Below are 24,958 nucleotides of genomic sequence, written 5' to 3'. Positions count from 1 at the left end.
TCCGGTTAGTGGGCGACGGCGGCGGCGCCGTGTTCGTCGATCAGTGCGCCGTTGTAGAAACGGTCCATGGAGAACGGCGCGGCCAGTGGGTGCATTTCGCCCTTGGCCAGGCTCGCGGCGAAGACGTTGCCCGAACCCGGGGTCGCCTTGAAGCCGCCAGTACCCCAACCGCAGTTGAAGAACATGTTCTTGACCGGGGTCTTGGTGATGATCGGGCAAGCGTCCGGCGAGGTATCGACGATGCCGCCCCACTGGCGGTTCATGCGCACGCGCGAGAGGTTGGGGAACATCTCGACGATGGCCTGCAGGGTGTGCTCGATCACCGGGTACGAACCGCGCTGGCCGTAGCCGACCCAGCCGTCGATACCGGCACCGATCACCAGGTCGCCCTTGTCGGACTGGCTGATGTAGCCGTGCACGGCGTTGGACATGATCACGCTGTCGATGATCGGCTTGATCGGCTCGGATACCAGTGCTTGCAGCGGGTGCGATTCCAGCGGCAGGCGGAAGCCGGCCAGCTTGGCCATGTGCCCGGAGTTACCGGCGGTGACCACGCCGACGCGCTTGGCGCCGATGAAGCCTTTGTTGGTTTCCACACCGATGACCGCGCCGTTTTCCTTGCGGAAGCCGATCACTTCGGTCTGCTGGATCAGGTCCACGCCCAGGGCGTCGGCGGCACGGGCGAAGCCCCAGGCCACGGCGTCGTGACGGGCCACGCCGCCACGGCGCTGCACGGTGGCACCAAGGATCGGGTAGCGGGTGTTCTTCGAGCAGTCCAGATACGGGATCTCGGCCGCGACCTGGGCGGTGTTGAGCAGCTCGCCATCCACGCCGTTCAGGCGGTTGGCGCTGACCCGGCGCTCGGAGTCACGCATGTCCTGCAGGGTGTGGCACAGGTTGTACACACCGCGCTGGGAGAACATCACGTTGTAGTTGAGGTCCTGGGACAGGCCCTCCCACAGCTTCATGGCGTGCTCGTACAGGTGCGCCGACTCGTCCCACAGGTAGTTGGAACGCACGATGGTGGTGTTACGGGCGGTGTTGCCGCCGCCCAGGTAACCCTTCTCGATCACGGCAACGTTGGTGATGCCGTGTTCCTTGGCCAGGTAGTAGGCCGTGGCCAGGCCATGGCCGCCACCGCCGACGATAACCACGTCGTAGACCTTTTTAGGGGTTGGCGTGCGCCACATGCGCTGCCAGTTCTCGTGGTGGCTGAGGGAGTGCTTGAAAAGGCCGAAGCCCGAGTAACGTTGCATGGTGTGTGACTCCACTCAGCGGTAAACAGGGAAATCTGCGCACAGGGCCGCGACGTTCTTCGCCACATCGGCTTCGACGTCTGCGTCACCGAGGTTGTCGAGGATGTCGCAGATCCAGCCGGCCAGGGCCACGCACTGAGCGACCTTGAAGCCGCGGGTGGTGACGGCCGGGGTGCCGATACGCAGGCCCGAGGTGACGAATGGCGACTGCGGGTCATTCGGCACGGCGTTCTTGTTGACGGTGATGTGCGCGCGGCCCAGGGCGGCGTCGGCATCTTTGCCGGTGAGGCCCTGGCGGATCAGGCTGACCAGGAACAGGTGGTTGTCGGTGCCACCGGAAACCACGTCGTAGCCGCGGTCGATGAACACCTGGGCCATGGCCTGGGCGTTTTCGATCACTTGTTGCTGGTAGGCCTTGAATTCAGGCTCCAGCGCTTCCTTGAAGCACACGGCCTTGGCGGCGATAACGTGCATCAGCGGGCCGCCCTGGGCGCCAGGGAACACCGCGGCGTTCAGTTTCTTCTCGATCTCTTCGTTCGACTTGGCCAGGATCAGGCCGCCACGCGGGCCGCGCAGGGTCTTGTGGGTGGTGGTGGTAACCACATCGGCGAACGGGATCGGGTTCGGGTACAGGCCAGCGGCAACCAGGCCGGCTACGTGGGCCATGTCGACGAACAGCAGCGCACCGACCTTGTCGGCGATGGCGCGGAAGCGTGGGAAGTCGAGGGTCTTGGAGTAGGCCGAGAAGCCGGCAACGATCATTTTCGGCTTGTGCTCGACAGCCAGGCGCTCGACTTCGTCGTAGTCGATCAGGCCGGTGTTGGTGTCGATGCCGTATTGCACAGCGTTGTACAGCTTGCCCGAGGACGACACCTTGGCGCCGTGGGTCAGGTGGCCGCCGTGGGCCAGGCTCATGCCGAGGATGGTGTCACCAGCCTGCAGCAGGGCCAGGTAGACGGCACCGTTGGCCGAGGAGCCGGAGTGCGGCTGGACGTTGGCGTAGTCGGCACCGAACAGCTGCTTGGCGCGCTCGATGGCCAGGGCTTCTACCTTGTCCACGTGCTCGCAGCCACCGTAGTAGCGCTTGCCCGGGTAGCCTTCGGCGTACTTGTTGGTCAGGCCGCTGCCTTGGGCCTGCATCACGCGCTTGGAGGTGTAGTTTTCCGAGGCGATCAGCTCGATGTGGTCTTCCTGGCGCTGTTCTTCGGCATTCATCGCCGCCAGCAGTGCATCGTCGTAACCCTGGATCTGGTCTTGCTTGCTGAACATCGTGTATCTCCCGGCAGCGATCATTTTTTGTCGTGGGGCACCGTGGCCCTTTGTGGCGATGTTATGACTGGCCGGGGCGGGTCAGATGCCTGCGCACGCCTTGCAATGGCGCGTTTACGACATTCGCTTTTGTGTTGACCGTGCCGGCCCTTTCGCGGGTGAACCCGCTCCCACAGGTACGGCGGTGCCTCAATGCTTGCAATCTCCCTGTGGGAGCGGCTTTAGCCGCGAAGAGGCCAGTACAGGCAATGCCGAAATCAAACGCTGCACCGCTTGTATAGGCAACTGCTGAATCGATGGTTTAGAGTGCTGTTCTGCGTCGTTCACAGGACAGTGTCATGACAGATAAGAGCCAACAATTCGCCAGCGACAACTATTCCGGCATCTGCCCCGAAGCCTGGGCAGCGATGGAAAAGGCCAACCATGGCCACGACCGCGCCTACGGCGACGACCAGTGGACCGAACGCGCCGCGGAATACTTCCGCAAGCTGTTCGAAACCGACTGCGAGGTGTTTTTCGCCTTCAACGGCACCGCCGCCAACTCCCTGGCCCTGGCCTCGCTGTGCCAGAGCTACCACAGCGTGATCTGCTCCGAGACCGCCCACGTCGAAACCGACGAGTGCGGTGCGCCGGAGTTCTTCTCCAACGGCTCCAAACTGCTGACCGCGCCCAGCGTCAACGGCAAGCTGACACCACAGTCGATCCGCGAAGTGGCGCTGAAGCGCCAGGACATCCACTACCCCAAGCCACGGGTGGTGACCATTACCCAGGCCACCGAGGTGGGCACCGTCTATCGCCCCGACGAGCTGAAGGCGATCAGCGCCACCTGCAAGGAGCTGGGGCTGAACCTGCACATGGACGGCGCACGCTTCAGCAATGCCTGTTCGTTCCTGGGCTGCAGCCCGGCAGAGCTGACCTGGAAGGCCGGCGTCGATGTGCTGTGCTTTGGCGGCACCAAGAACGGCATGGCGGTGGGCGAGGCGATCCTGTTCTTCAACCGCCAACTGGCCGAGGACTTCGACTACCGCTGCAAGCAGGCCGGGCAACTGGCATCGAAGATGCGCTTCCTGTCGGCGCCTTGGGTGGGCCTGCTGGAAGATGGCGCCTGGCTGCGCCATGGCGCGCATGCCAACCATTGCGCGCAGTTGCTCGCCTCGCTGGTGAGTGACTTGCCGGGGGTGGAGCTGATGTTCCCGGTTGAGGCCAACGGGGTGTTCCTGCAGATGCCGGAGCACGCGATCGAAGCACTGCGCGGCAGAGGGTGGCGGTTCTATACCTTCATTGGCAGTGGCGGGGCGCGGTTCATGTGCTCGTGGGATACCGAGGAAGAGCGGGTGCGCGAGCTGGCGGCGGATATCCGCGCCATCATCAGCGCTTGACAGGTCGCATTCGCGGGTAAACCCGCTCCCACAGGGATCGCGCAGGTTTCAAGGCTTGAGGTGAGCCTGTGGGAGCTACAGGTACAGCTCTGCCCTCAAGAGCAATGATGAACCTGTGGGAGCGGGTTCACCCGCGAAGAAGCCAACTCGGATCTAAAGCCTGAACCCACCCATCTGCCGCGCCAGGTCATCCGCCAACCCACGCAACGCCTGGCATTCCTCGCGGCACCCCTGCACCTCCGCCGCGGTCTCCCGAGCAAGGTCAGAAATCCCCTGCACCGTACGATTGATCTCCTCGGTCACCGCCGACTGCTCTTCGGTCGCAGTAGCCACCTGATGGTTCATGTCGCTGATGTGCTCCACCTGGTCAGTGATCGCACCCAATGACGCCCCGGTGCGCTGGCTCGACTCCACGCCGCTACCCGTCGCTTGCTGCCCCGCCTGCATCGAACTCACAGCCGAACCCGCGCCCTGCTTCAAGCGCTGGATCATCTGCTGCACTTCGTCGGTGGACAGCTGCGTGCGCCGGGCCAAAGTACGCACCTCATCGGCCACCACGGCAAACCCACGGCCCATCTCCCCTGCCCTGGCCGCTTCGATGGCGGCATTCAGCGCCAGCAGGTTGGTTTGCTCGGAAATGCTACGAATAACCGCCAGAACTTCGTCGATCGAGGCCACTTCATCGGCCAGCTGGCTTACTGCATCGGCCGCCTTGCCGATATCACCCGACATCCCCTCGATACCACGGATCGAGCGTTGCACCACTTCACGCGCCTGCAGGGCTTCGTCTCTCGCCGACTGCGAGGCCTGGGCCGCATCACCGGCATTGCGGGCAATATCCTGCACGGTCAAACCCATTTCGTGCACGGCGGTAGCGACCATTTCGGTCATTTCCTGCTGGCGCCCGGAACGCTCGGCGGTGTTGTCCACCACCTGTGTCACCTGCTCGACCGCCAGGTGCAGCCGCTCGGAAGTGTGCAATACCTCGCCGATCAACCGGCGCTGGCTGTCGAGGAAGCGGTTGAAGCCACGCGCCAGGTCGCCCAGTTCGTCCTGGCGTGAATCGTCCAGCCGGTGGCTGAGGTCGCCCGCGCCACTGCCAATCTGCACCAGCGCCGCTGTGACGCGGCGGATCGGCCGCACCAGGCCACGCGCCAGCAGCACCACCAGCAGCAGCGACACCAGGGCCACGGCACCACCGATCAGGCTGGTCAGCCATACCGCCTGATGCATTGGCGCGTAGATTTCCTCCTCGGGCACCTCGGCCACCAGCGTCCAGTTGAGGTCGCGCAGGGGCAGGCCGAGCGCCAGGTAGCTTTCGCCGTCACGGCTGAAGCGGCTGCTGCGCAGGCCTTCGCCGCCGGTCATCAGCACCTTGGCGGCATCCGCGCCGAGCTGTTCGGTGAGCTGGCGTTTGCCGCTGAAGGCAGCGTCCGGATGAACCTGGATCAGGCCATCGTTACGCACCAGGAACACCTTGCCGTGCTCGCCAAATTTGAAGTCATGAATCAGCTTCGACAGTTCGGTCATGCGCAGGCCCATGCCAGCCACACCGACCAGTTGGCCGTTCTTTTCCACGCGATAGTCGATGAACAGCGCGAGTTCGCCGGTGGCACCGTCGATGTCAATGTTGATCAGGCGTTCGGCGCCGCTGTCGATGTAGCCGTAGAACCATTTGTCCTTGGGGTTGCTGCGGCTGAGGGTACGGTCCAGTCCATTCTCGTTGTAGTAGTGACCGGTTTCGGTCGAGACGAACAAGGTGGTGAAGGCCTGGTTGCGCTGCTTGGCGGCGGTCAGGTATTCGATGAATGGAGCGGCCTGGGCGAGGTCTTCACCGGCGGCAAGCCAGTCGCGCAGCAGGGTGTTGCCGGCAATATCCGCCGCCGCCACCAGCGGCTGGCCGAGCATGCGCTCGATGTCGTTGCGGATGGCCTCGATGCTGGCGGGCAGCGCGGTATCGACCAGGTAGCGTTCGGTGAGGCGGTTTAGCGCCACCGTGAAAATGATGACTACCACCAGGATGCTCGCCAGCAGGGCGGCGCCCATGCTGGTGATCAACTGCCACTGGATGCTCTTACGCCAGATACGCATGCCCTACTCCCCGCATAATTATTGTTTTGCGGAAAGTGTATACACTTGCGTATCCAGTTAATCCAGTGACCTGAAGCAATCAGATACCCTGTGGGAGCGGGTTTACCCGCGAATGCGATGCTGAATGCACTGACGCATTCGCGGGTGAACCCGCTCCCACAGAGGTCGATGCAAGACCTTATTGTTCGGCTATGGTCCGCACGATGGCGTCCACCGTGGCGTCGATCTGCGCCTGGGTACGCTCCAGCGTCTTGCGGTGCTCATCCTGCAGTTCGATCTGTCGCGAACACAGGTTCAGCGCGGCCAGCACCAGCAGCTTGTCGCCGATCAGGGTCGGGTACTGACGCTTGGTCTGGGCCAGGGCGGTGTTGAGCATCTGCACCGCCTGGGCCAGGGTCGCTTCCTGGCCTTCAGGCGCCTTGATCGAATAGTCGTTGCCGAGGATCGACACGACATTGATCGGCTGCGCTCGCAGTGTCATGCGCCTACGACGCCGGCGTTGGCGCGCTCGAGCAGGGCCTGCAGGCGTGCGGCGGTGCTGCCGTTCTTCTCTTCCTGCTCCATCAGCGACAGCTGCAGGGTTTCGTTCTCTTCCTTGGCCTGGGCCAATTCCTGGCCGAGGGCGGTGTTCTGCTCGGTGAGTTGAGCGTTCTTCTGCATCAGGTCGCTGACAAGTTGCTCGATTTGGTTCAGGGAAGCTTCCAGCATGGGTCTATCTCAGGTTGTTGCGAGGGGCGCACACGATAAAGAAAAGTGCGGCCCATCGCCATTAAATATCGGATTCACAAGGTGTCTAACCCGCAGATTGACAGAGGAACCACCCCCTTGTTCCGACATGGGTCAACCGCCGGTCAGGAAAAGGTTAGCAACCTCACAATTTTCGCCAACGGCACTCAAGACTGAGCAGTCACAACCGATAGCCCGGCAAGTCATGTTCTGTCGCACTTTGCGCACCCTTTTTCCCTTGCCTGGATCGTCCTCTCCATGTCTCTACGTAATATGAACATCGCCCCGCGCGCGCTGCTCGGCTTCGCGCTCATCGGCCTGCTGATGCTTGGCCTCGGCATCTTCTCCCTCATCCAGATGGGCAACATCCGCCAGGCCGGCGTCGTCATCGAACAGGTCAGCGTGCCCAGCATCAAGATCCTCGACGAACTCACCGCCCTGAACCTGCGCATGCGCACCCTCTCCTACCGCCTGCTGCTCAACCGCGAGCCGGCAACCCAGCGCGAGACCCTGAGCCTGCTGGACGAGCGCAACAGCCAGATCGACCGTGCACGCCAGGCCTACCTGCCGATGATCGGCGCCGCCGACGAACAGGCTGCATTCGACCAGTACGGCCAGTTGCTCAACCAGTACCGCCAACTTGAGTCGCGCATGCGCAGCCTGAGCCAGGCCGACCGCGTCGACGAACTGCGCGACCTGCTCAACCGCGACCTGCTGGCCAACTCCGAACAGGTCAACAAGGTCATGGACACCCTGGTGCGCATCAACACCGACCAGACCCGCGCCACCAACGAGAAGGCCGCCAACCAGTACGCCGCTGCCTTCGCCCTGGTGATCGGCCTGCTGGTCGCCGCCACCGTGCTGACGTTCGTCTGCGCCTTCCTGCTGACCCGCAGTATCGTCAAGCCGATCGAAGAAGCACTCAAAAGCGCCGAACAGGTCGCCGACGGTGACCTGACCCACGTCATCCGCGCCGAAGGCACCGACGAAGCCGCCCGCCTGCTGCGTGCCATGGCCCGCATGCAGGACAAGCTGCGCGATACCCTGCAACAGATCGCCGGTTCCGCCACCCAGCTGGCCTCGGCGGCCGAAGAGTTGAATGCCGTCACCGACGAAAGTGCCCGTGGCCTGCAGCAGCAGAACAACGAGATCGAGCAGGCTGCCACTGCGGTAACTGAAATGACCAGCGCTGTGGAAGAAGTGGCGCGCAATGCCGTGAGCGCCTCGGAAGCGTCCAGTGAAGCCAGCCGCTCCACCGGTGATGGACGTGACCTGGTGATGGAGACCGTGGGTGCCATCGAGCGTATGAGTGGCGATGTGCAGGCCACTGCCAAACTGATCACTCACCTGGCCGAACAGTCGCGCGATATCGGCAAGGTGCTGGACGTGATCCGTGGCCTGGCCGACCAGACCAACCTGCTGGCGCTGAACGCCGCGATCGAGGCGGCACGTGCCGGTGAGGCGGGCCGGGGCTTTGCCGTGGTGGCTGATGAGGTGCGGGCGCTGGCTCATCGTACCCAGCAGTCGACCAGCGAGATCGAGCGGATGATCGGCAGTATTCAGGGCGGTACGGAAGAAGCGGTGGAATCGATGCGCACCAGCACCGAGCGTGCCGAATCCACCCTGAACATTGCCCGTGGCGCAGGCATGGCGCTGGACACCATTGCCGGGGCGGTGGCGCAGATCAACGAGCGTAACCTGGTGATTGCCAGCGCGGCGGAAGAGCAGGCGCAGGTGGCGCGTGAAGTGGACCGCAACTTGGTGAACATCAATGACCTGTCGGTGCAAAGTGCTACCGGGGCGCATCAGACCAGTGCGGCGAGTGCGGAGTTGTCGCGGTTGGCCGTGGATCTGAATGGGTTGGTGGCGCGGTTCCGTACCTGACTTTAAAAGGCCGGGGCCGCTTTGCGGCCCTTTCGCGACACAAGGCCGCTCCCACATTGGCCGATGTAACCGGCGCCTTTGTGGGAGCGGCCTTGTGTCGCGATGGGCTGCAAAGCAGCCCCCTGCAATTTCAGATCAGTAATCGATCCGCACATCCCCTTTCGGCACGCTGCAGCACGACAGGATGTAGCCCTCGGCTTCGTCCTCTTCGGTAATGCCGCCGTTGTGTTCCATCTCCACTTCGCCGCCCAGCTTGAGCACCTTGCAGGTGCCGCAAATGCCCATGCCGCAGGCTTTCGGGATCATCAGGCCAACCTTGGCCGCCGCCGCGTGCACGGTCTCGCCCGGGGCGATGCGGATGCTCTTCTCGCTGCCGATGAACTCCACCAGGTTGAGGTCGGCCACATCCAGTTCCGGCGCGTCGGCAGCCTGCTCGGCATGCTCCACCGCATCGGCCTTGGCCTCGGGCGGCGTCGCGCCGAACGATTCCTCGTGATAGTTCTTCATGTCGAAGCCGACCGCTTCGAGCATGCGCTTGACCGCAGTCATGTATGGCGTCGGGCCGCAGCAGAACACCACGCGGTCCATGTAGTCCGGCGCGATCAGCTCCATCAGGCGCTGATTGAGGTAACCGCGATAACCCGCCCACGGCTCACCCAGGCCATGCTTTTCACAAATGATGTGCAGGCTGAAATTGGGGATGCGCGAGGCCATCTGCTCCAGCTCGCGGTGGTAGATGATGTCCTTCGGCGAACGGGCGCTGTGCACGAACACCATGTCGACATTGCCGTTGGTGTCGTAGAACCAGCGCGCCATCGACATGACCGGGGTGATCCCGACACCGCCCGAGAGGTACAGCACCTTCTGCGCAGGGAAGTCGATGGCGTTGAACAGCCCCACCGGGCCGTGCACCGGCAGCTCGGCGCCTTCGTGCATGGTGTCGTGGAGGAAGTTGGACACCAGGCCGCCCGGTACACGCTTGACGGTGATCGAGAAGCTGTAGGGCACCGACGGTGAACTGGAGATGGTGTAGGAACGCATCACCGGCTTGCCTTCGATCTCCAGCTCCAGGGTGACGAACTGCCCCGGCTTGAAGAAGAACATGATCGGCTGATCGGCCATGAAGCAGAACGTGCGCACGTCCCAGGTCTCCTGGATGACCTTGACGCAGCGCACGATGTGGCGGCCGTTGGCCCAGGTCTGGGTAGTGACCGGATTGAGGAAGGTATCGGACATGTTCATCTCCAGCAGCCGACTATTGGCCTTTTTATGGCTTGGATAATGCGCAAGCTGAAGACGACGTACATTCCTGCCAGCGACATCGGCGTGCTTATCGCGACCAGCCCCGCGCTGCAAGGGCTGGCGCGTCGTAATTCAAATCGGCCATGTCGCCCATGGATACGGTTCATGACGCCTTCGGACGCACACTCCACGGCAAAACAACTAGCTGTTTCTTGATAAGCAGCCTTGCGGCACCACAACAACGATTAGCCACCTTTTGCCGGCCGCACACGGCCCCGAGGAATACACGATGGACGTCACCGCAACCCTGAGCCTGGGCGATCCACTGGAACCTGCACGCAAGGCCACCGCCGAGATGCTGCAGACCCGCGAGCGCACCTACTCGCTGCCCCAGCCTTTCTACACCGACGAGCGTCTGTTCCAGATCGACATGCAGGAGATCTTCCACAAGGAGTGGCTGATCGCCGGCATGACCTGCGAGATCCCGGCCAAGGGCAACTACATCACCCTGCAGATCGGCAAGAACCCGATCATCGTGGTGCGTGGCGCCGAAGGTAAGGTGCACGCCTTCCACAACGTCTGCCGCCACCGCGGTTCGCGCCTGTGCGTCAGCGACAAGGGCAAGGTGGCCAAGCTGGTCTGCCCGTACCACCAGTGGACCTACGAGCTGGACGGCCGCCTGCTGTTCGCCGGTACCGAAATGGGTGCCGACTTCGACATGAACCAGTATGGCCTGAAGCCTGTGAACGTGAAGGTCGCCGGCGGCTACATCTTCATCAGCCTGGCGGAAAACCCGCCTGCCATCGACGAGTTCCTGGCCACCCTGGACCACTACATGGAACCGTACGACATGGAAAACACCAAGGTGGCGGTACAGACCACCTTGATGGAAAAGGCCAACTGGAAGCTGGTGCTGGAAAACAACCGCGAGTGCTACCACTGCAACGGTTCGCACCCGGAGCTGCTGCAAACCCTGCTGGAATGGGACGACACCAACGACCCGCGCGCCAGCCAGGAATTCAAGGACCACGTGGCCGCCTCCGCTGCCGCCTGGGAAGCCGAGAAGATCCCGTACCTGCACAAGAGCCATGGCCTGCGTAACCGTATCGTGCGCATGCCGCTGCTCAAGGGCACCGTGTCGATGACCATGGACGGCAAGCAGGCCTGCCAGAAGCTGATGGGTCGTATCCAGAACCCGGACCTGGGCTCGATGCGCATCCTGCACCTGCCGCACTCCTGGAACCACTGCATGGGTGACCACATGATCGTGTTCACCGTGTGGCCGATCAGCGCCCAGGAAACCATGGTCACTACCAAGTGGCTGGTGCACAAGGATGCCGTGGAGGGTGTGGACTACAACCCCGAGAACATGCGCAAGGTGTGGGACGCCACCAACGACCAGGACCGTCGTTTGGCTGAAGAGAACCAGCGTGGAATCAACTCCACTGCGTATCAGCCTGGGCCTTACTCGAAGACCTACGAGTTTGGTGTGGTGAACTTCATCGATTGGTACAGCCAGCGCCTGCTGAACAATCTGGGCGCGGAACCTGCGCCTTACCTGAAAGAAGTGCAGGCGCAGTAACCGCCCGGGATAAGCGGATAGCGACAGATGTCGCTATCCGTATTTCTAAAATGGGGTTTATTGTCCTCTGATCGCGGTCGCTGAATCTGTCGGAATTGCAGCGGTAGGCAAAGGAGATCCTGACGGCGATACAGGGACAGGTGTGCTCGATTGCCATGGCCTCTTCTGAGCCAGCCCCCATGCCTCATAGGCCGTCGTTGTGAGCGACACGAGGGTCAGCGCAGCCAACGCCCATGTCTGCCACTTGTTTTCAGGATCGGCCGTTCTGGCAACACCAATGGTCAACCCCGCAATGGCAGCGACCGCACTGACGCTGGACAAAGCCCAATCCTGTCGTGTTGGCGGCATAATCGACGGTGAAAGGCTTTCCACGCCAATTCTTCGACTAGCGCCCACCTGCTTGACGAAAGCTCTGAATCGTAGCCCGCTGATAAACAGACCTAGCACGTTGGTAAGGATACTCAGCACTGGCAGCACATAATCCTCTGCCTTCTGCCCTGTGGGATCGCGGTGGTTGACCGGGTCACCAAGGCAGTAGACATAAGCGTTGAGCCCGCCCTCGTCGAACGGGCTTCGCGTGTCCGGCGACTGGAAACGCATGAGCGAGGGTGTGTAGGTACGATGGCCATTTCCTAGTGGGTAATTCCCAGTCACTGGGTCCCGATACTCTCCACAAAATGCCAGCCCTGGTGCACAGGCGGCGCTCATGACTCCATAAGGCGCATAGACATGTGGGCCACCGGGATGCGAACCCAGTACAGAGTGCTGCCGATCGGTATTGAGCAGGTATGTCGCCATGAGTTATTCACAAATACGAAGACCTGTGGATACCGTAATGGTTGGTTGGAAATTTGCGTACTGGCAAAAATGTCAGGTAGGCCCCTGATCATTATTTGACCATATCAGCCAAGATCGCATTTTCATTGGGCTACAGCGGAGTTCATACATCTTGTCCACAGAGACACCAACAGAGTTTGTGGGCAACCAATGAGTTTTTTGCGATCGCCCTGTTGATAAGTGACCCAAGGGCCTGATTTTCAGGCATTACGTAGGATTCTGACGGGATTGATCAATTTTCGAACAAATCTGCCAAAGCCTTTCACTACGCCGCTTACAGGAGATACCGAACAGATTATCCACAGACCGGCTAACAGCGATTGTGGGCAAAATCAGGAGGGTGCTGCCGCGCGTTGCATGCGAAGGCAGGGATAAGACTGATCGTTTTTTGATCAAAAGCTTGGGGGCCACGTGATACAAGGGCTGCGGCCATGCGCCAACACTTTATCCACACCTTGGCGAACAGATTTGGTGGGCAAAAGCGCTCGGTGGATGCTGTGTATGCAATGTGGGAGCGGCCTAGTGTCGCGAAAGGGCTGCGCAGCAGCCCCAGGTTTTTGCATCACAGCAGAAATGGCTGGGGCCGCTGCGCGGCCCTTTCGCGACACAAGGCCGCTCCCACAAAGAGACCTACAACCCTCAAACTTCAGCGCAGCACGCCCTCTTCCACCAGCAGCTTGAGGATGGCCTCGGCGCCTTCCTGTGGAGAAACGTCCTTCAACACCTTGCCACCGCCGCCACTGGCCTTGGCCGTCGCCGCCTTCATCCGGTCGGCACCGCTCTTGGCCTTGATCACCTTAAGCCGCTTGGGCCGTGGGCGGGCTGGCTGCAGTTCGGCTTCGGCCAGCAGTTCGTCTTCGACGATAGCCACGTTGCGTGCCGCCAACACACCCCGACGCGCCGGCCCGAAAGCGCTCTGGCGCGGCTTGGGCGCAGCGTTATCCACAGTCGCCAGCAACGGCAGGCGCACCTTCAGCCGACGCCGCTGACCGCGCGGCAGCGCCTGCAATACCTGGGCGGTGCCGTTGTCGATCGACTCCACTTCAGCCAACCCCACAATCAGCGGCCAGCCGAGCTTTTCGGCCAGCAGGAACGGCAACATGCCCGACCCTTCGCCGGTCTCGGCCTGGCTACCGGTCAGCACCAGCTGTGCCCCGGCATCGCGCAGGTAATCCCCGAGCACGCCCAGCACGTCGGCACCAGCCGGCTGCTCCAGCACATCCAGATGGTCCAGGCCCATCCCCAGGTAGGCGCGCAGCGCCTCTTCCCGTGGGTCGCCGGCATGCACCACCTGCAAGTTATCCCCAGCCAGCTGCAAACCCAGCTCCACGGCGCGCGCATCCTGCTCGGCGCGGCGAGCGCGGCCGGAGCTGGGGTGGGCACCGATGGAAACCAGGCTGATCACTTTCGTACTCATGCTCGTGCCCTTATGCCGCGTCGCGCTGGCCGCCGCTGCGGTAGTTGTCCACAGCCTCGATCAGTGCCTGGAGAATCGCCGAACTGTCGCCAATTACCGACAGGTCGGCCCGTTTGATCATGTCGCAGCCCGGGTCCATGTTGATCGCCACCACCTTGTCGCAGGCGCCGATGCCCTGCAGGTGCTGGATCGCGCCCGAGATACCCACAGCCACGTAGACCCGTGCGGTAACCCAGGTACCGGTGGCACCCACCTGGCGGTTGCGCGGCATGAAGCCGTCGTCCACCGCCACCCGCGAGGCGCCTTCAGTGGCGCCAAGGGCCGCGGTGGCCTTGTGATACAGGTCCCAGTCCTTGACCCCGTTGCCGCCCGAGACGATGAACTCGGCTTCAGCCATGGCAATGGTGGCCGGGTCCACGGCCACCGAGCCGAGGTCTTCGATGCGCGACAGGCTGCGCGCCACGCTTGTGGACAACTCCACGGGCAGCGCTTCGTGCCGGGTTTCGCTGACCGGCTCGGCGCACTCGGCCGCCGCCAGGATCAAGCGTGGTACGGCGCGCTGCAGATCTTGCTGGCCGGCACCGGCACGGCCGATGCACTGGCCGTCCTTGACCTGCCATACCCGCGTCGCCGGGCGCTCACCCAGTGCCGCGCCCAGGCGCCGGCCCAGTTCGCCACCACCGGTGCGGCTGTCGGGCAGCAGCCAGTGGCGCGGGGTGAACTGGTTATCCACAGCCCGCAGGCCTTGTACCAGTTGCTCCGGTGCATAACCTTCGAAAGCCTCGCCTTCGATGACCAGCAGGCGGTCGACCCCGGCTGTGGAAAAGTTGCTTTCCTTGTGCTCGCCAAACACCACTGCCAGCACCGCACCGTCGTTGCCGGCCAGGCTGTGGGCCAGGCCGAGCAGGTCGCGGTCGTGGCTGCTCAGGCGGCCACCGACCATGTCCGGCACCACGGCGATGTAGAACGCCGGCGCCGGCACCTGGTGCAGCGGCAGCTTGACCTCGGCCGCCGCCGTGCGTCGCCCGCCCACGGCGGTGCCCTGCTGGGCGCCGCTGCGGTCGATGCGCTTGATGCCGGCCGGGCCGATGAAGCCTGCGGCAATCGCGTGGGGGTTCTTGCGGATGAGGCCGTTGGGCCCCATCCAGCTGGTCTGCTGCGTCTGCATCGCTGCATGCAGCGGGTGCAGACGGTTACGGGCGATCCACTCGGCGCGTGGGTCGCGGCGGATAATGTCGCTCATCAGTGCACCTCCGCAGGTTCACGTTTGGCCGTTTGCGGCTTTGGGGCAGAGGGCGCGTCCTCTTCGATCAGCACGTCGGCCACCAGTTCGGCCAGGTCCTTGATCTGCGGGCGCGGTTCGACCACACCTTCGAGCATGGCGGTGCACTGTGGGCAACCCACAGCTACCAGCTCGGCCTCGGTCTCCCGGATGTCGTCCATGCGCATGTCCGGGATACGCTGCTTGCCAGGGATGTCGGTGATCGGCGCACCGCCACCACCGCCGCAGCAACGGGAACGGAAGCCCGAGCGCTGCATCTCGCGCACTTCGATACCCAGGGCCTTGAGCACGGCACGCGGAGCTTCGTACTCGCCGTTGTAACGGCCCAGGTAGCACGGGTCGTGGTAGGTGACGCTGCCGCCCTTGTGCTGGCCGAGGTTGAGCTTGTTGGCCGCGATCAGTTCGGCGATGTAGGTGCTGTGGTGCTGCACCTGATAGTCCCCGCCCAGGGCGCCGTACTCGTTCTTCAGCACATGGAAGCTGTGCGGGTCGCAGGTGACGATGCGCTGGAACTTGTACTTGGCCAGGGTCTGGATATTGCGTTTGGCCAGTTGCTGGAAGGTCGCTTCATCGCCCAGACGGCGCGCCACGTCGCCGCTGTCGCGCTCTTCCAGGCCGAGCACGGCAAAGTCCACGCCCGACGCCTTGAGCACTTTGACGAACGAGCGCAGGGTGCGCTGGTTGCGCATGTCGAAGGCACCGTCACCGACCCAGAACAGTACCTCGGTGGTTTTCACCTCCGACAGCAGTTGCAGGTTGAGGTCGGCGGCCCAGTTCATGCGCCCGCCTGGGGCGAAGCCGCCCGGATTGTCGGTAGCGATCAGGTTGTCCAGCACTTCGGCGCCCTTGTTCGGGGTGGCGCCTTTTTCCAGGGTGAGGTGACGGCGCATGTCGACGATGGCATCGACGTGCTCGATCATCATCGGGCATTCCTCGACGCAGGCACGGCAGGTGGTGCACGACCACAGCGTTTCGGCGTCGACCAGGCCATTGACGATCGGCTGGTGCGGGTGGCCGCCATGCTCACCGATCGGTTTGCCCGGGTATGGGCTGCCGGCGAACTGCGCGTCGGTGCCACCGGCCAGGCCGATGACCATGTCCTGGATGAGCTTTTTCGGGTTCAGCGGCTGGCCGGCGGCAAAGGCCGGGCACATGGCTTCGCATTTACCGCACTGCACGCAGGCGTCGAAGCCCAGCAGCTGGTTCCAGGTGAAGTCCACCGGCTTTTCCACGCCCAGCGGCGCGTTCGGGTCTTCCAGGTCCAGCGGCTTGAGGCCGGTGGAACGGCCGCCGCCGAAGCGTTCGGCGCGACGGTGCCAGGCCAGGTGCAGGGCACCGGCGAAGGCGTGTTTCATCGGGCCGCCCCAGGTCATGCCGAAGAACAGCTCCGACACGCCCCACAGCACGCCCAGGCCCAGAATGCCCACCATCACCCAGCCACCGGTGTTGGCCGGCAGGATGCCGGCGACTGGCAAGGTGGCGATGAAGAAGCTCACGGCAAACGCCAGCAGGCTCTTCGGCAGGCGCATCCACGGGCCCTTGGACAGGCGCGAAGGCGGGTTGAGGCGGCGCTTGAAGACGAAGATGGCGCCGCTGAACATGATCACCGTGGCCACCAGCAACGCGTAGCCGAGGATCTTGCTCTGCAGGCCGAAGCCGTGCACCAGGATCGCCAGTACGGCCGACAGCACGAAGCCGCCAGCGGTGGCCACGTGGGTCTTGGACATGTACTTGTCGCGCTCGACCACATGGTGCAGGTCGACCAGGTAGCGGCGCGGCATGGCCAGCAGGCCGCCGATCAGGTTGACCTTGGACGGCCGGCCACGCCGCCACATGCGCACCCGGCGCAGGGCGCCGAGCACTGCCAGGCCAAGGGCAGCGAACAGCAGGATAGGTAGAAGGGTGTTCAACATGGGAGGCTCCCACAACAGCTGGATTCTTGCGCCACTCTGAAGGTGGGATTGGCCCCTTGTGGGAGCGGGTTTACCCGCGAATGCGTCAGATCAGACAACTCTGTTGCTTGTGCTGACGCTTTCGCGGGTGAACCCGCTCCCACAGGGACCGCGCCCGGTGGCGACGATTTTTCTCGATCAGAAGTCCTTGCACAGGCGCAAGGCGTCGTAGATCGCCGCATGCACGTTGCGCTGGGCCACGCAGTCGCCGATGCGGTACAGCAGGTAGCCTTCGCCCGGCTGGCTGAGGATCGGCTGTGGCTTGATGGCGAACAGTGCCTCCACGTCGATCTGGCCTTTGTTGCGCGAACCTTCCTTCAGGGCGTAGTACAGCTGCTCGTCAGGACGCACGCCGTTCTCCACCACCACCTGGTCGACCACACGCTCTTCCTTGGCGCCGGTGTATTCGTTTTCCAGCACCGCCACCAGCTTGTCGCCTTCGCGGTAGACCTTTTCCAGCATCATGTCGCCGGTCATGATCACTTCTTTCGGGTACATGCTGCGGTAGTAGGTCGGGAAGGTAGTACCGCCCATGGCCACACCCGGCTTGATGTCGTCGGTGACGATCTCGACCTGGCTGCCCTTGTCGGCGATGAAGTCAGCCACCGACATGCCGGTGAACTCGCAGATGGTGTCGTACACCAGCACGTTCTTGCCCGGCGCAACCTTGCCGTCGAGCACATCCCAGCTGCTGACCACCAGCCCTTCGGCGGCGCCCCAGTGCTCGTTCTGCTCCAGGAACGAATGCCCACCCACCGCCAGCACGATGATGTCCGGGCGCAGGTCCTGGATGGCAGCCACGTCGGCGGCGGTGCCCAGGCGCAGGTCGACCTTCAGGCGCGCCAGCTCCAGCTGGTACCAGCGGGTGATACCGGCGATCTGGTCGCGCTGCGGGGCCTTGGCGGCGATGGTGATCTGCCCGCCGATCTGCTCCTTCTTCTCGAACAGGGTCACATCGTGGCCACGTTCGGCAGCCACGCGGGCCGCTTCCATGCCGGCCGGGCCGGCGCCAACCACCACCACCTTGCGCTTGGCGCCGGTAGTCTTCTCGATGATGTGCGGCACGCCCATGTATTCACGGGAGGTCGCGGCGTTCTGGATGCACAGTACATCCAGGCCCTGGTACTGGCGGTCGATGCAGTAGTTGGCACCGACGCACTGCTTGATCTGGTCGATCTGGCCCATCTTGATCTTGGCGATCAGGTGCGGGTCAGCCATGTGCGCACGGGTCATGCCGACCATGTCCACGTAGCCGCCTTCGAGGATACGCGTGGCCTGGTTCGGGTCCTTGATGTTCTGCGCGTGCAGCACCGGAACCTTGACCACTTCCTTGATGCCGGCCGCCAGGTGCAGGAACGGCTCCGGCGGGTAGCTCATGTTCGGGATGACGTTGGCCAGGGTGTTGTGGGTGTCGCAACCCGAACCGACCACGCCGATGAAGTCGAGCATGCCAGTGGCGTCGTAGTAGGCAGCGATCTGCTTCATGTCCTCGTGGCTGAGGCCATCGGGGTGGAACTCGTCGCCACAGATACGCATGCCCACGCAGAAGTCGTCACCGACTTCGGCGCGCACGGCCTTCAGTACTTCCAGGCCGAACTTCATGCGGCCTTCGAAGGTACCGCCCCATTCGTCGGTACGCTTGTTGACCCGCGGGCTCCAGAACTGGTCGATCATGTGCTGGTGCACGGCCGACAGTTCCACGCCGTCCAGGCCACCTTCCTTGGCGCGGCGGGCAGCTTGCGCGTAGTTGCCGATCACGCGCCAGATCTCTTCCACCTCGATGGTCTTGCAGGTGGCGCGGTGCACGGGTTCACGGATACCCGACGGCGACATCAGGGTCGGCCAGTTGAAGCCGTCCCAGCGCGAGCGACGGCCCATGTGGGTAATCTGGATCATGATCTTGGCGCCATGCTTGTGCATGGCGTCGGCCAGGTTCTGGAAGTGCGGGATGATGCGGTCGGTCGACAGGTTGACCGACGCCCACCACTCCTGCGGGCTGTCGATGGCCACCACCGACGAGCCGCCGCAGATCGCCAGGCCGATACCGCCCTTGGCCTTTTCTTCGTAGTACTTCACGTAGCGGTCGGTCGTCATGCCGCCGTCAGTGGCGTAGACCTCGGCGTGCGCGGTGCTGAGCACACGGTTGCGGATGGTCAGTTTGCCGATCTGGATCGGCTGGAACATTGCTTCGAATGCCATGACGCTATCTCCGGCTTACAACGGCTTTGTAACGAACAGGCCATCTTCGTGGCCTTCTTCCGACCCGCCATAGACCTGTTCGGCCACGGTGCGGATCGAGCTGCCGCGGGCAGCGAGAATCTGGTCCATGGCGCCGGCGAACCAGCCGGTGAACATGTAGTCGACCTTGCGGCCGCACTTGCCATAGACGTACACGAACGCGGAGTGCTTGAGCTTGACGCTGCAGGTGCCCTTGTCGAGGTCGATGTCCTGGATTTCGAACAGGCCCCAGCCGCGCTGGCTCAGGCGCTTCATGTAGTGCTCGAACACCGCCACGCCTTCCAGGCCATGGCACTCGGCTTCTTTTTCACACCAGTGCCAGGCGGACTTGTAGCCGGCCTTGTAGAGGATCTCGGCGTACTTGTCGGCGCCAAGGACTTCTTCGATGCCCATGTGGTTGTTGACGAAGAAATGGCGCGGCACATACAGCATCGGCAAGGCGTCGCTGGTCCAGACACCGGTCTCGCTGTCTACTTCGATTGGCAATTGCGGGGCGATCTTGGCCATGGAAACTCAACTCCATAAAATTTTTTATTGGGATGCCCCGGCGTTGCTGGCAGGGGCTTTCAGGCTTGGAGAGCGGCTTACTCGCCCCACACGTCCTTGAGGACGTTGACCCAGTTCTCACCCATGATCTTGCGCACCACGCGCTCGGAGTGGCCGCGCTTGAGCAAGGTTTCGGTGAGGTTGGGGAATTCGCCCACAGTGCGGATGCCCAGCGGGTTGATGATCTTGCCGAAGTTGGTCAGGCGACGGGCGTAGCCCTTGTCGTGGGTCAGGTACTCGAAGAAGTCCTGGCCGTGGCCCTGGGTGAAGTCGGTACCGATACCGATGGCGTCTTCACCGACGATGTTCATGGTGTACTCGATGGCTTCGGCGTAGTCGTCGATGGTGGAGTCGATGCCCTTGGCCAGGAACGGCGCGAACATGGTCACGCCGACGAAACCGCCGTGGTCGGCGATGAACTTCAGTTCTTCGTCCGACTTGTTGCGCGGGTGCTCTTTCAGGCCCGAAGGCAGGCAGTGCGAGTAGCAGACCGGCTTTTTCGACTCGAGGATGACTTCTTCGGAGGTCTTGGAGCCGACGTGCGACAGGTCGCACATGATGCCGACGCGGTTCATTTCGGCAACGATCTCGCGGCCGAAGCCCGACAGGCCGCCGTCACGCTCGTAGCAGCCGGTGCCGACCAGGTTCTGGGTGTTGTAGCACATCTGCACGATGCCCACGCCCAGCTGCTTGAACACGTCGACGTAGGCGATCTGGTCTTCGAAGGCGTGGGCGTTCTGGAAGCCGAAGAGGATGCCGGTCTTGCCCAGTTCCTTGGCCTTGCGGATGTCGGCGGTGGTGCGTACCGGCATCACCAGGTCGCTGTTATCGCGGATCAGCTTCTGGCTGGCGGCGATGTTGTCGACGGTAGCCTTGAAGCCTTCCCAGACCGACACCGTGCAGTTGGCCGCAGTCAGCCCGCCTTTGCGCATGTCCTCGAACAGCTCGCGGTTCCATTTGGCAATGATCAGGCCGTCGATGACGATGCTGTCGGCGTGAAGTTCGGCTGGGCTCATCAGGCTGTCCCCTTTTATTGAATGGGTTTGCGCCAAACCTTATTGCCGGCGCTTTGGGGCCAGCATATGCCTGTGCCCAAAGGCGCCCCGATGCAAAAACGACAGGGGGTTTGCCGAAAGCGTCAATGCGCGACATCGCGCCCTCTGGCGCGCCGTCTGGCGATGAGAGACAGTCTCGATAACGACATTTCCGGCCGTTTCATGAACATTTCTTCAGGGAGCTATCGTCTTGTCGGCGGCTGAGCGAGAATCCAGCCGATTCGTCAGCCTTGTTGAGGAGAAAACGGATGAAATCAATGGCATGGCTGGTATTGCTGGCTGTCGTATCGGGCGCCCAGGCCGGCGAGGAAGAAAGCACCCCGTGCGACAACGTCGAGACCGACCAGCAGACATTCGCTTGCGCGGCGTTCAACAAGCAGACGGCCGAGCGTGAACTGAAGTCGGCGTATGACGACCTGATACAGCGCATTCGCGACCAGTACGCCGACGAAGGCGACAAGGCAGATGCGCTGGCCGGGCGCATGGAGGCGGCCGAAAAACTGTGGACGCAACTGCGCGATGCCGACTGCAAGGTCGAAACCTACGCCGAGAAGCCGGGCAGCAAGGCGTTCGAAGCGGCGTGGAACACTTGCGTGGCACAGCGCAGCGATGATCGCTCGGAGTACCTGCAGTCCATCGGCCAGCAGTAAGGGAGTTCCTCGACAGGAAAGGCTTTCGGCTTATCTGTCTTGACGATCCGAACCAAAGTGCGTCCCCGGCGCCTCACCCGAGGTGCCGATGATGAACTCGATCGGAAACCAAGACATGACCTCCACTATCAGCAAGACCGACATGAACAGCGCCATTGCCGCCCTGAAGAAGGAAGGCGAAGAACGCGCCGTCATGGTTGCCAACACCGTCTGCATCTTTGCCCCGGATGTACCCGCCAGCGTTGCCGAAGACGTGCTCGATGGCATGCGCCTGATGAACCTGTCGGCGAACAAGAAGTTCGACAAGGAAACCCAGCAGCGCGAGTGGTACAACTTCTACAACGACGGCCTGGGCAAGTTCGGCTGGACGCTGACCGGCGCCGCCCATGTCGAAGAAGCAATCGACAAGGACACCCACACGCTGGCCACCTTGGTGCCGCAGATCGTCACCGTCCAGATCGGCGCCAGCCACCGCCTGAGCCGCTGTGTAAAACGCTCCTTCGAAGTGATCGTGCAAACACCCAAGGCGCAGCAACTGCTCGAAGAAAGCAGCGTGAGCGTTTCGGGCAAATCCAGCACCATTCAGATTTCGGCCTGCGAGATGACACCGCAAGGCCTGCCGATCATGCACATGACCAGCGTTCAGCTGAGCTATGACAAGGCCGAGAAAACCGCAGGTTCCGCTGGCCGCATCATCGACAAGTCGAACACCCGCGTATACCGGGCCTCGCAGCAGGGCTCGTTCAGTGTTCGCCACTTCGACGCCATGCGCGAAGCCGTCAGGATGAAGCTGGCCAGCCAGGCGTTCGACATCCTGGCGCTGGACATCTGACCTGCACCTGGCGCCGCCCAGCGGCGCCAGGTTCCCCTTCCTACGCCTGCAGCGAGGGCCACAAGCATGCCCACCAAACCTGCCAACCAACCCTGGGAAGACCTTCATGCCTGCCTGCGCCTGGCGCAACTGGAGGCCAACCAGGTTCACGATCGCCAACAGGATGGCCAGCGCTGGTTCAACCGTTTTCTGCAGGGCCTGGAAAACAGCGGTGTCGAACTGATCGAACGGACGACGAAAAGCATCAACTGCGTACCCACGGATGCTGTGTTTCAAGACGTCTTCAACGGCTGGATTCCAGCGCCCCAGCGTCGCAACCTCAAGTTCGAGCGGGTTGCCAACGACATACTTAATGGCTTGAAACAGCCAGACCTCGCCCTGCTGCGCAGCACCTCGGCCAGCTCGCACCTGCGCATCGAGTTTGACCTGGATGACAGCGGCAGCCCGTTGGCGATCGTCTTCAACCTGTGCTGTTCGACCGACCCGGATGCCCCACGTACGCGCCTTGCCCTGCAACTGGACCACATGGGCGCGAAACTCGACGCCCGGGCTTTCGAGGCGCGGCGAGTACAGGTCGAAAACCGCCTCCAGGCGCTTTCTGACCTCGATCAGTTCTGATCCGGCAGCTGTGGCTTGAGCGCCTGACGTTCTTCACGCGGACAGCGCCCAAAGCGTCTTTTGTAACGGCGGGTGAAGTACGACGGCAGCTCGAAACCACATGCCACGCTGACCTGCGTGATGCTCATCTGCGTCTGACACAGCAGCTGACGCGCCTTGTCCAGACGCAGGTCAAGATAGAAGCCACTGGGCGTATCATTCAGGTACAAGCGAAACAAGCGCTCCAGTTGACGCCTGGTGATCATGGCACGGGCGGCCAGCTCCAATGTGCTCAACGGTGGCTCGGTATGCTTTTCCATCTCGCCGATCACCTGCACCAGCTTGCGGTTGCTGATGCCATAGCGTGAGGCGATCTGCATCCGCTGATGATCCTGCCGCGGCCGAATACGGCCCAACACGAATTGCTCCGAAACCTGCACCGCCAGCTCGCTGCCATGGGATTGCGCAATCAGGTCGAGCATCAGGTCGATTGAGGCAGTACCGCCCGCACAGGTGATGCGCCGCCGGTCGATTTCGAACAGTTCCTGGGTGGCCTGCAGGCTCGGGTAATTCTCCTTGAACGCCTCCAGCGCCTCCCAGTGCACGGTGGCGCGATGGCCGTCGAGCAGGCCGGCCTCGGCCAGCACCACCGCGCCGGTATCGATGCCACCCAGAACCACCCCCTCATGATCCAGGCGGCGTAGCGCCTGCTGCAGCGCTGGCCCATAACAGGCCAATGGCTCGAAACCGGCGACGATCAGCAGGATGCCACCAGGCTCGCCCGCCGCCAGCGCTGCATCGGCGTTCACCGACATGCCATTGCTGGCCTGCACCGCCCCACCGTCCAGGCTCAATACCTGCCAGCGATACAGCGGGCCCTTGAAACGATTGGCCACCCGCAGTGGCTCCAGGGCGCTGATGAAACCCATGGCCGAGAACCCGGGCAACAACAGGAAGTGAATGATTTGCGGCATTGCATGCTCCACGGCAAAGGTGGTCGCCTCCGTGCAAATGTTGGTCGCCAGGGTGCGATTTCCCACCCTGACAGCAGCGTAGCTTCTTCATACGACCCAGAGAGGTCGAACCCCAATAACAATATGCACTGCCGATGGAGAGCCACCATGCACAGCTTGATCCGCCGCAGCCTGTTGACCCTTGCCCTGAGCAGCATCGCCACTTCCCCACTATTCGCCGCCGAGCCTGCGGCCTGCAAGAACGTCCGTCTGGGCGTGGTCAACTGGACCGACGTCATCGCCACCAGCGCCATGGCCCAGGTGCTGCTCGATGGCCTTGGCTACCAGACCAAACAGACCAGCGCCTCGCAGCAGATCATCTTCGCCGGCATCCGCGACAAACGCCTGGACATGTTCCTGGGTTACTGGAACCCGATCATGACCCAGACCATCACCCCGTTCGTCGACGCCAAGCAGGTCAAGGTGCTCGACAAACCCAGCCTGGAAGACGCCCGCGCCACCCTGGCAGTGCCCAAGTACCTGGCCGACAAGGGCCTGAAGACCTTCGCCGACATCCACAAGTTCGAAAAGGAACTGGGCGGGAAAATCTACGGCATCGAACCGGGTTCCGGCGCCAACACCCAGATCAAGGCAATGATCGCCAAGAACCAGTTCGGCCTGGGCAAGTTCCAGCTGGTCGAGTCCAGCGAGGCCGGCATGCTCGCCGCCGTCGACCGCGCGGTGCGGCGCAACGAGGCTGTGGTGTTCTTCGGCTGGGCACCGCACCCGATGAACGTGAATATCGACATGGTCTACCTGGGCGACAGCCAGGACGCCCTGGGCCCGGACGAAGGCCGCGCGACAGTGTGGACGGTGACTGCGCCGGACTACGCCGAACGCTGCCCCAACGCCCACCGCCTGCTGGCCAACCTGAACTTCAGCGCCGAGGACGAGAGCCGCATGATGCAGCCGCTGCTCGACCACAAGGATGCGCTGGAGTCGGCCCGCCAGTGGCTCAAGGACCACCCCGAGGACAAGGCCCGCTGGCTCGAGGGTGTGACCACCTTCGATGGCAAGCCGGCTGCCGACAACCTCAACCTCACTGCCAACTGATCCGGCCCATTCGCGGGTAAACCCGCTCCCACAAGTCATGCACATGCCAGGGGCAAC

The 24,958-nt window shown here is 62.7% G+C and carries 21 protein-coding genes and 2 pseudogenes; 8 read left to right on the top strand and 15 right to left on the bottom strand.

Annotation, left to right across the window (positions count from 1 at the left end; translation table 11 throughout):
- Positions 1–5: 5 nt before the first annotated feature.
- Positions 6–1,256 (bottom strand): sarcosine oxidase subunit beta family protein, encoded by a 1,251-nt coding sequence (locus RYH74_RS14210; RefSeq protein ID WP_003255680.1) that lies wholly within the window; start codon positions 1,254–1,256, stop codon positions 6–8.
- 15 nt (positions 1,257–1,271) lie between these two features.
- Positions 1,272–2,525: a serine hydroxymethyltransferase gene (locus RYH74_RS14205; RefSeq protein WP_025337394.1), complete on the bottom strand. Its 1,254-nt coding sequence runs from the start codon at positions 2,523–2,525 to the stop codon at positions 1,272–1,274.
- Positions 2,526–2,863: 338 nt separating this feature from the next.
- Here RYH74_RS14205 and RYH74_RS14200 point away from each other — a divergent pair, with 338 nt between their 5' ends.
- Positions 2,864–3,904 carry a low specificity L-threonine aldolase gene (locus RYH74_RS14200; RefSeq protein WP_317409603.1) on the top strand — a complete coding sequence of 347 codons (1,041 nt, stop codon included), beginning with the start codon at positions 2,864–2,866 and terminating at the stop codon, positions 3,902–3,904.
- Between the two features lie 153 nt (positions 3,905–4,057).
- Here RYH74_RS14200 and RYH74_RS26525 read toward each other — a convergent pair whose 3' ends face one another.
- The 4 genes and pseudogenes from RYH74_RS26525 to RYH74_RS14185 all read right to left on the bottom strand — a co-directional run bounded on the left by RYH74_RS26525 (position 4,058) and on the right by RYH74_RS14185 (position 6,703).
- Positions 4,058–4,786, bottom strand: coding sequence for a methyl-accepting chemotaxis protein (locus tag RYH74_RS26525; RefSeq protein WP_371257959.1), 729 nt, complete (start codon positions 4,784–4,786; stop codon positions 4,058–4,060).
- Positions 4,787–4,921: 135 nt separating this feature from the next.
- Positions 4,922–5,950: pseudogene (locus RYH74_RS26520) on the bottom strand (cache domain-containing protein); the annotation flags it as partial.
- A 223-nt stretch (positions 5,951–6,173) separates the two neighbouring features.
- Positions 6,174–6,476: a cell division protein ZapA gene (locus RYH74_RS14190; RefSeq protein WP_003257516.1), complete on the bottom strand. Its 303-nt coding sequence runs from the start codon at positions 6,474–6,476 to the stop codon at positions 6,174–6,176.
- On the bottom strand, positions 6,473–6,703 hold the full coding sequence (locus RYH74_RS14185) for a hypothetical protein (RefSeq protein WP_025337390.1): 231 nt from the start codon (positions 6,701–6,703) through the stop codon (positions 6,473–6,475). Before RYH74_RS14185 ends, RYH74_RS14190 begins: the two co-directional genes overlap by 4 nt.
- Before the next feature lie 276 nt (positions 6,704–6,979).
- On the opposite strand from RYH74_RS14185, the pseudogene RYH74_RS26515 reads away from it, so the two are divergent.
- Positions 6,980–7,750, top strand: a pseudogene (locus RYH74_RS26515) (MCP four helix bundle domain-containing protein); the annotation flags it as partial.
- Complete coding sequence (locus tag RYH74_RS26510; protein WP_410902914.1) at positions 7,733–8,605, top strand: methyl-accepting chemotaxis protein; 873 nt, start codon at positions 7,733–7,735, stop codon at positions 8,603–8,605. The pseudogene RYH74_RS26515 and the gene RYH74_RS26510, both read left to right, overlap by 18 nt.
- Before the next feature lie 135 nt (positions 8,606–8,740).
- Here the strand turns inward: RYH74_RS26510 and gbcB are convergent, their stop codons facing one another.
- A complete protein-coding gene (gene gbcB / locus RYH74_RS14175) occupies positions 8,741–9,841 on the bottom strand; it encodes a glycine-betaine demethylase subunit GbcB (protein WP_025337388.1) in 1,101 nt (366 codons plus the stop codon).
- 295 nt (positions 9,842–10,136) lie between these two features.
- On the opposite strand from gbcB, the gene gbcA reads away from it, so the two are divergent.
- Positions 10,137–11,429 (top strand): glycine-betaine demethylase subunit GbcA, encoded by a 1,293-nt coding sequence (gbcA, locus tag RYH74_RS14170; RefSeq protein WP_075044357.1) that lies wholly within the window; start codon positions 10,137–10,139, stop codon positions 11,427–11,429.
- A gap of 57 nt (positions 11,430–11,486) precedes the next feature.
- Here the strand turns inward: gbcA and RYH74_RS14165 are convergent, their stop codons facing one another.
- The 7 genes from RYH74_RS14165 to RYH74_RS14135 form a co-directional block, all read right to left on the bottom strand.
- On the bottom strand, positions 11,487–12,227 hold the full coding sequence (locus RYH74_RS14165) for an RHS repeat-associated core domain-containing protein (RefSeq protein WP_317409599.1): 741 nt from the start codon (positions 12,225–12,227) through the stop codon (positions 11,487–11,489).
- Positions 12,228–12,912: 685 nt separating this feature from the next.
- A complete protein-coding gene (locus tag RYH74_RS14160; RefSeq protein ID WP_003257512.1) occupies positions 12,913–13,683 on the bottom strand; it encodes an electron transfer flavoprotein subunit beta in 771 nt (256 codons plus the stop codon).
- A gap of 10 nt (positions 13,684–13,693) precedes the next feature.
- On the bottom strand, positions 13,694–14,926 hold the full coding sequence (locus tag RYH74_RS14155) for an electron transfer flavoprotein subunit alpha/FixB family protein (RefSeq protein ID WP_025337385.1): 1,233 nt from the start codon (positions 14,924–14,926) through the stop codon (positions 13,694–13,696).
- Positions 14,926–16,878, bottom strand: coding sequence for a dimethylglycine demethylation protein DgcB (gene dgcB, locus RYH74_RS14150; protein WP_013970509.1), 1,953 nt, complete (start codon positions 16,876–16,878; stop codon positions 14,926–14,928). The genes RYH74_RS14155 and dgcB overlap by 1 nt, the downstream gene beginning before the upstream one ends.
- A gap of 177 nt (positions 16,879–17,055) precedes the next feature.
- Positions 17,056–19,116 (bottom strand): dimethylglycine demethylation protein DgcA, encoded by a 2,061-nt coding sequence (dgcA, locus tag RYH74_RS14145; RefSeq protein ID WP_025337383.1) that lies wholly within the window; start codon positions 19,114–19,116, stop codon positions 17,056–17,058.
- Between the two features lie 15 nt (positions 19,117–19,131).
- Positions 19,132–19,662 carry a DUF5943 domain-containing protein gene (locus RYH74_RS14140; RefSeq protein WP_013970507.1) on the bottom strand — a complete coding sequence of 177 codons (531 nt, stop codon included), beginning with the start codon at positions 19,660–19,662 and terminating at the stop codon, positions 19,132–19,134.
- Between the two features lie 77 nt (positions 19,663–19,739).
- Entirely contained in the window at positions 19,740–20,717 is a 978-nt protein-coding gene (locus tag RYH74_RS14135) for a dipeptidase (protein ID WP_003257506.1), read from the bottom strand.
- A gap of 287 nt (positions 20,718–21,004) precedes the next feature.
- Between RYH74_RS14135 and RYH74_RS14130 the strand changes: the two genes are divergently transcribed.
- From RYH74_RS14130 to RYH74_RS14120, 3 genes are all read left to right on the top strand, one after another.
- Entirely contained in the window at positions 21,005–21,406 is a 402-nt protein-coding gene (locus tag RYH74_RS14130; protein WP_003257504.1) for a lysozyme inhibitor LprI family protein, read from the top strand.
- 115 nt (positions 21,407–21,521) lie between these two features.
- A complete protein-coding gene (locus RYH74_RS14125) occupies positions 21,522–22,238 on the top strand; it encodes a hypothetical protein (RefSeq protein WP_080958440.1) in 717 nt (238 codons plus the stop codon).
- A gap of 66 nt (positions 22,239–22,304) precedes the next feature.
- Positions 22,305–22,856, top strand: a complete 552-nt coding sequence (locus RYH74_RS14120; protein WP_075044353.1) for a hypothetical protein — start codon at positions 22,305–22,307, stop codon at positions 22,854–22,856.
- Here the strand turns inward: RYH74_RS14120 and RYH74_RS14115 are convergent.
- Positions 22,847–23,809, bottom strand: coding sequence for a GlxA family transcriptional regulator (locus RYH74_RS14115; protein ID WP_084785115.1), 963 nt, complete (start codon positions 23,807–23,809; stop codon positions 22,847–22,849). The two genes, RYH74_RS14120 and RYH74_RS14115, sit on opposite strands and share 10 nt — an antisense overlap.
- Before the next feature lie 147 nt (positions 23,810–23,956).
- Between RYH74_RS14115 and choX the strand changes: the two genes are divergently transcribed.
- Positions 23,957–24,901, top strand: a complete 945-nt coding sequence (gene choX / locus RYH74_RS14110) for a choline ABC transporter substrate-binding protein (RefSeq protein ID WP_013970502.1) — start codon at positions 23,957–23,959, stop codon at positions 24,899–24,901.
- Positions 24,902–24,958: the final 57 nt, after the last annotated feature.

Origin of the sequence: Pseudomonas sp. LSJ-87, assembly GCF_032971465.1 — a bacterium.
Taxonomy (GTDB): Bacteria; Pseudomonadota; Gammaproteobacteria; order Pseudomonadales; family Pseudomonadaceae; genus Aquipseudomonas; species Aquipseudomonas putida_Z.
Note: the sequence above shows the minus strand (reverse complement) of the source record. Positions and strands in the feature narration are given on the sequence as shown.

Excerpts from the sequence above, each read along its gene's own strand:
- RYH74_RS14210 (WP_003255680.1), bottom strand. The coding sequence starts at position 1,256 with ATGCAACGTTACTCGGGCTTCGGCCTTTTCAAGCACTCCCTCAGCCAC.
- RYH74_RS14205 (WP_025337394.1), bottom strand. The coding sequence starts at position 2,525 with ATGTTCAGCAAGCAAGACCAGATCCAGGGTTACGACGATGCACTGCTG.
- RYH74_RS14200 (WP_317409603.1), top strand. The coding sequence starts at position 2,864 with ATGACAGATAAGAGCCAACAATTCGCCAGCGACAACTATTCCGGCATC.
- RYH74_RS26525 (WP_371257959.1), bottom strand. The coding sequence starts at position 4,786 with ATGGTCGCTACCGCCGTGCACGAAATGGGTTTGACCGTGCAGGATATT.
- RYH74_RS14190 (WP_003257516.1), bottom strand. The coding sequence starts at position 6,476 with ATGACACTGCGAGCGCAGCCGATCAATGTCGTGTCGATCCTCGGCAAC.
- RYH74_RS14185 (WP_025337390.1), bottom strand. The coding sequence starts at position 6,703 with ATGCTGGAAGCTTCCCTGAACCAAATCGAGCAACTTGTCAGCGACCTG.
- RYH74_RS26510 (WP_410902914.1), top strand. The coding sequence starts at position 7,733 with ATGGCCCGCATGCAGGACAAGCTGCGCGATACCCTGCAACAGATCGCC.
- gbcB (WP_025337388.1), bottom strand. The coding sequence starts at position 9,841 with ATGTCCGATACCTTCCTCAATCCGGTCACTACCCAGACCTGGGCCAAC.
- gbcA (WP_075044357.1), top strand. The coding sequence starts at position 10,137 with ATGGACGTCACCGCAACCCTGAGCCTGGGCGATCCACTGGAACCTGCA.
- RYH74_RS14165 (WP_317409599.1), bottom strand. The coding sequence starts at position 12,227 with ATGGCGACATACCTGCTCAATACCGATCGGCAGCACTCTGTACTGGGT.
- RYH74_RS14160 (WP_003257512.1), bottom strand. The coding sequence starts at position 13,683 with ATGAGTACGAAAGTGATCAGCCTGGTTTCCATCGGTGCCCACCCCAGC.
- RYH74_RS14155 (WP_025337385.1), bottom strand. The coding sequence starts at position 14,926 with ATGAGCGACATTATCCGCCGCGACCCACGCGCCGAGTGGATCGCCCGT.
- dgcB (WP_013970509.1), bottom strand. The coding sequence starts at position 16,878 with ATGTTGAACACCCTTCTACCTATCCTGCTGTTCGCTGCCCTTGGCCTG.
- dgcA (WP_025337383.1), bottom strand. The coding sequence starts at position 19,116 with ATGGCATTCGAAGCAATGTTCCAGCCGATCCAGATCGGCAAACTGACC.
- RYH74_RS14140 (WP_013970507.1), bottom strand. The coding sequence starts at position 19,662 with ATGGCCAAGATCGCCCCGCAATTGCCAATCGAAGTAGACAGCGAGACC.
- RYH74_RS14135 (WP_003257506.1), bottom strand. The coding sequence starts at position 20,717 with ATGAGCCCAGCCGAACTTCACGCCGACAGCATCGTCATCGACGGCCTG.
- RYH74_RS14130 (WP_003257504.1), top strand. The coding sequence starts at position 21,005 with ATGAAATCAATGGCATGGCTGGTATTGCTGGCTGTCGTATCGGGCGCC.
- RYH74_RS14125 (WP_080958440.1), top strand. The coding sequence starts at position 21,522 with ATGACCTCCACTATCAGCAAGACCGACATGAACAGCGCCATTGCCGCC.
- RYH74_RS14120 (WP_075044353.1), top strand. The coding sequence starts at position 22,305 with ATGCCCACCAAACCTGCCAACCAACCCTGGGAAGACCTTCATGCCTGC.
- RYH74_RS14115 (WP_084785115.1), bottom strand. The coding sequence starts at position 23,809 with ATGCCGCAAATCATTCACTTCCTGTTGTTGCCCGGGTTCTCGGCCATG.
- choX (WP_013970502.1), top strand. The coding sequence starts at position 23,957 with ATGCACAGCTTGATCCGCCGCAGCCTGTTGACCCTTGCCCTGAGCAGC.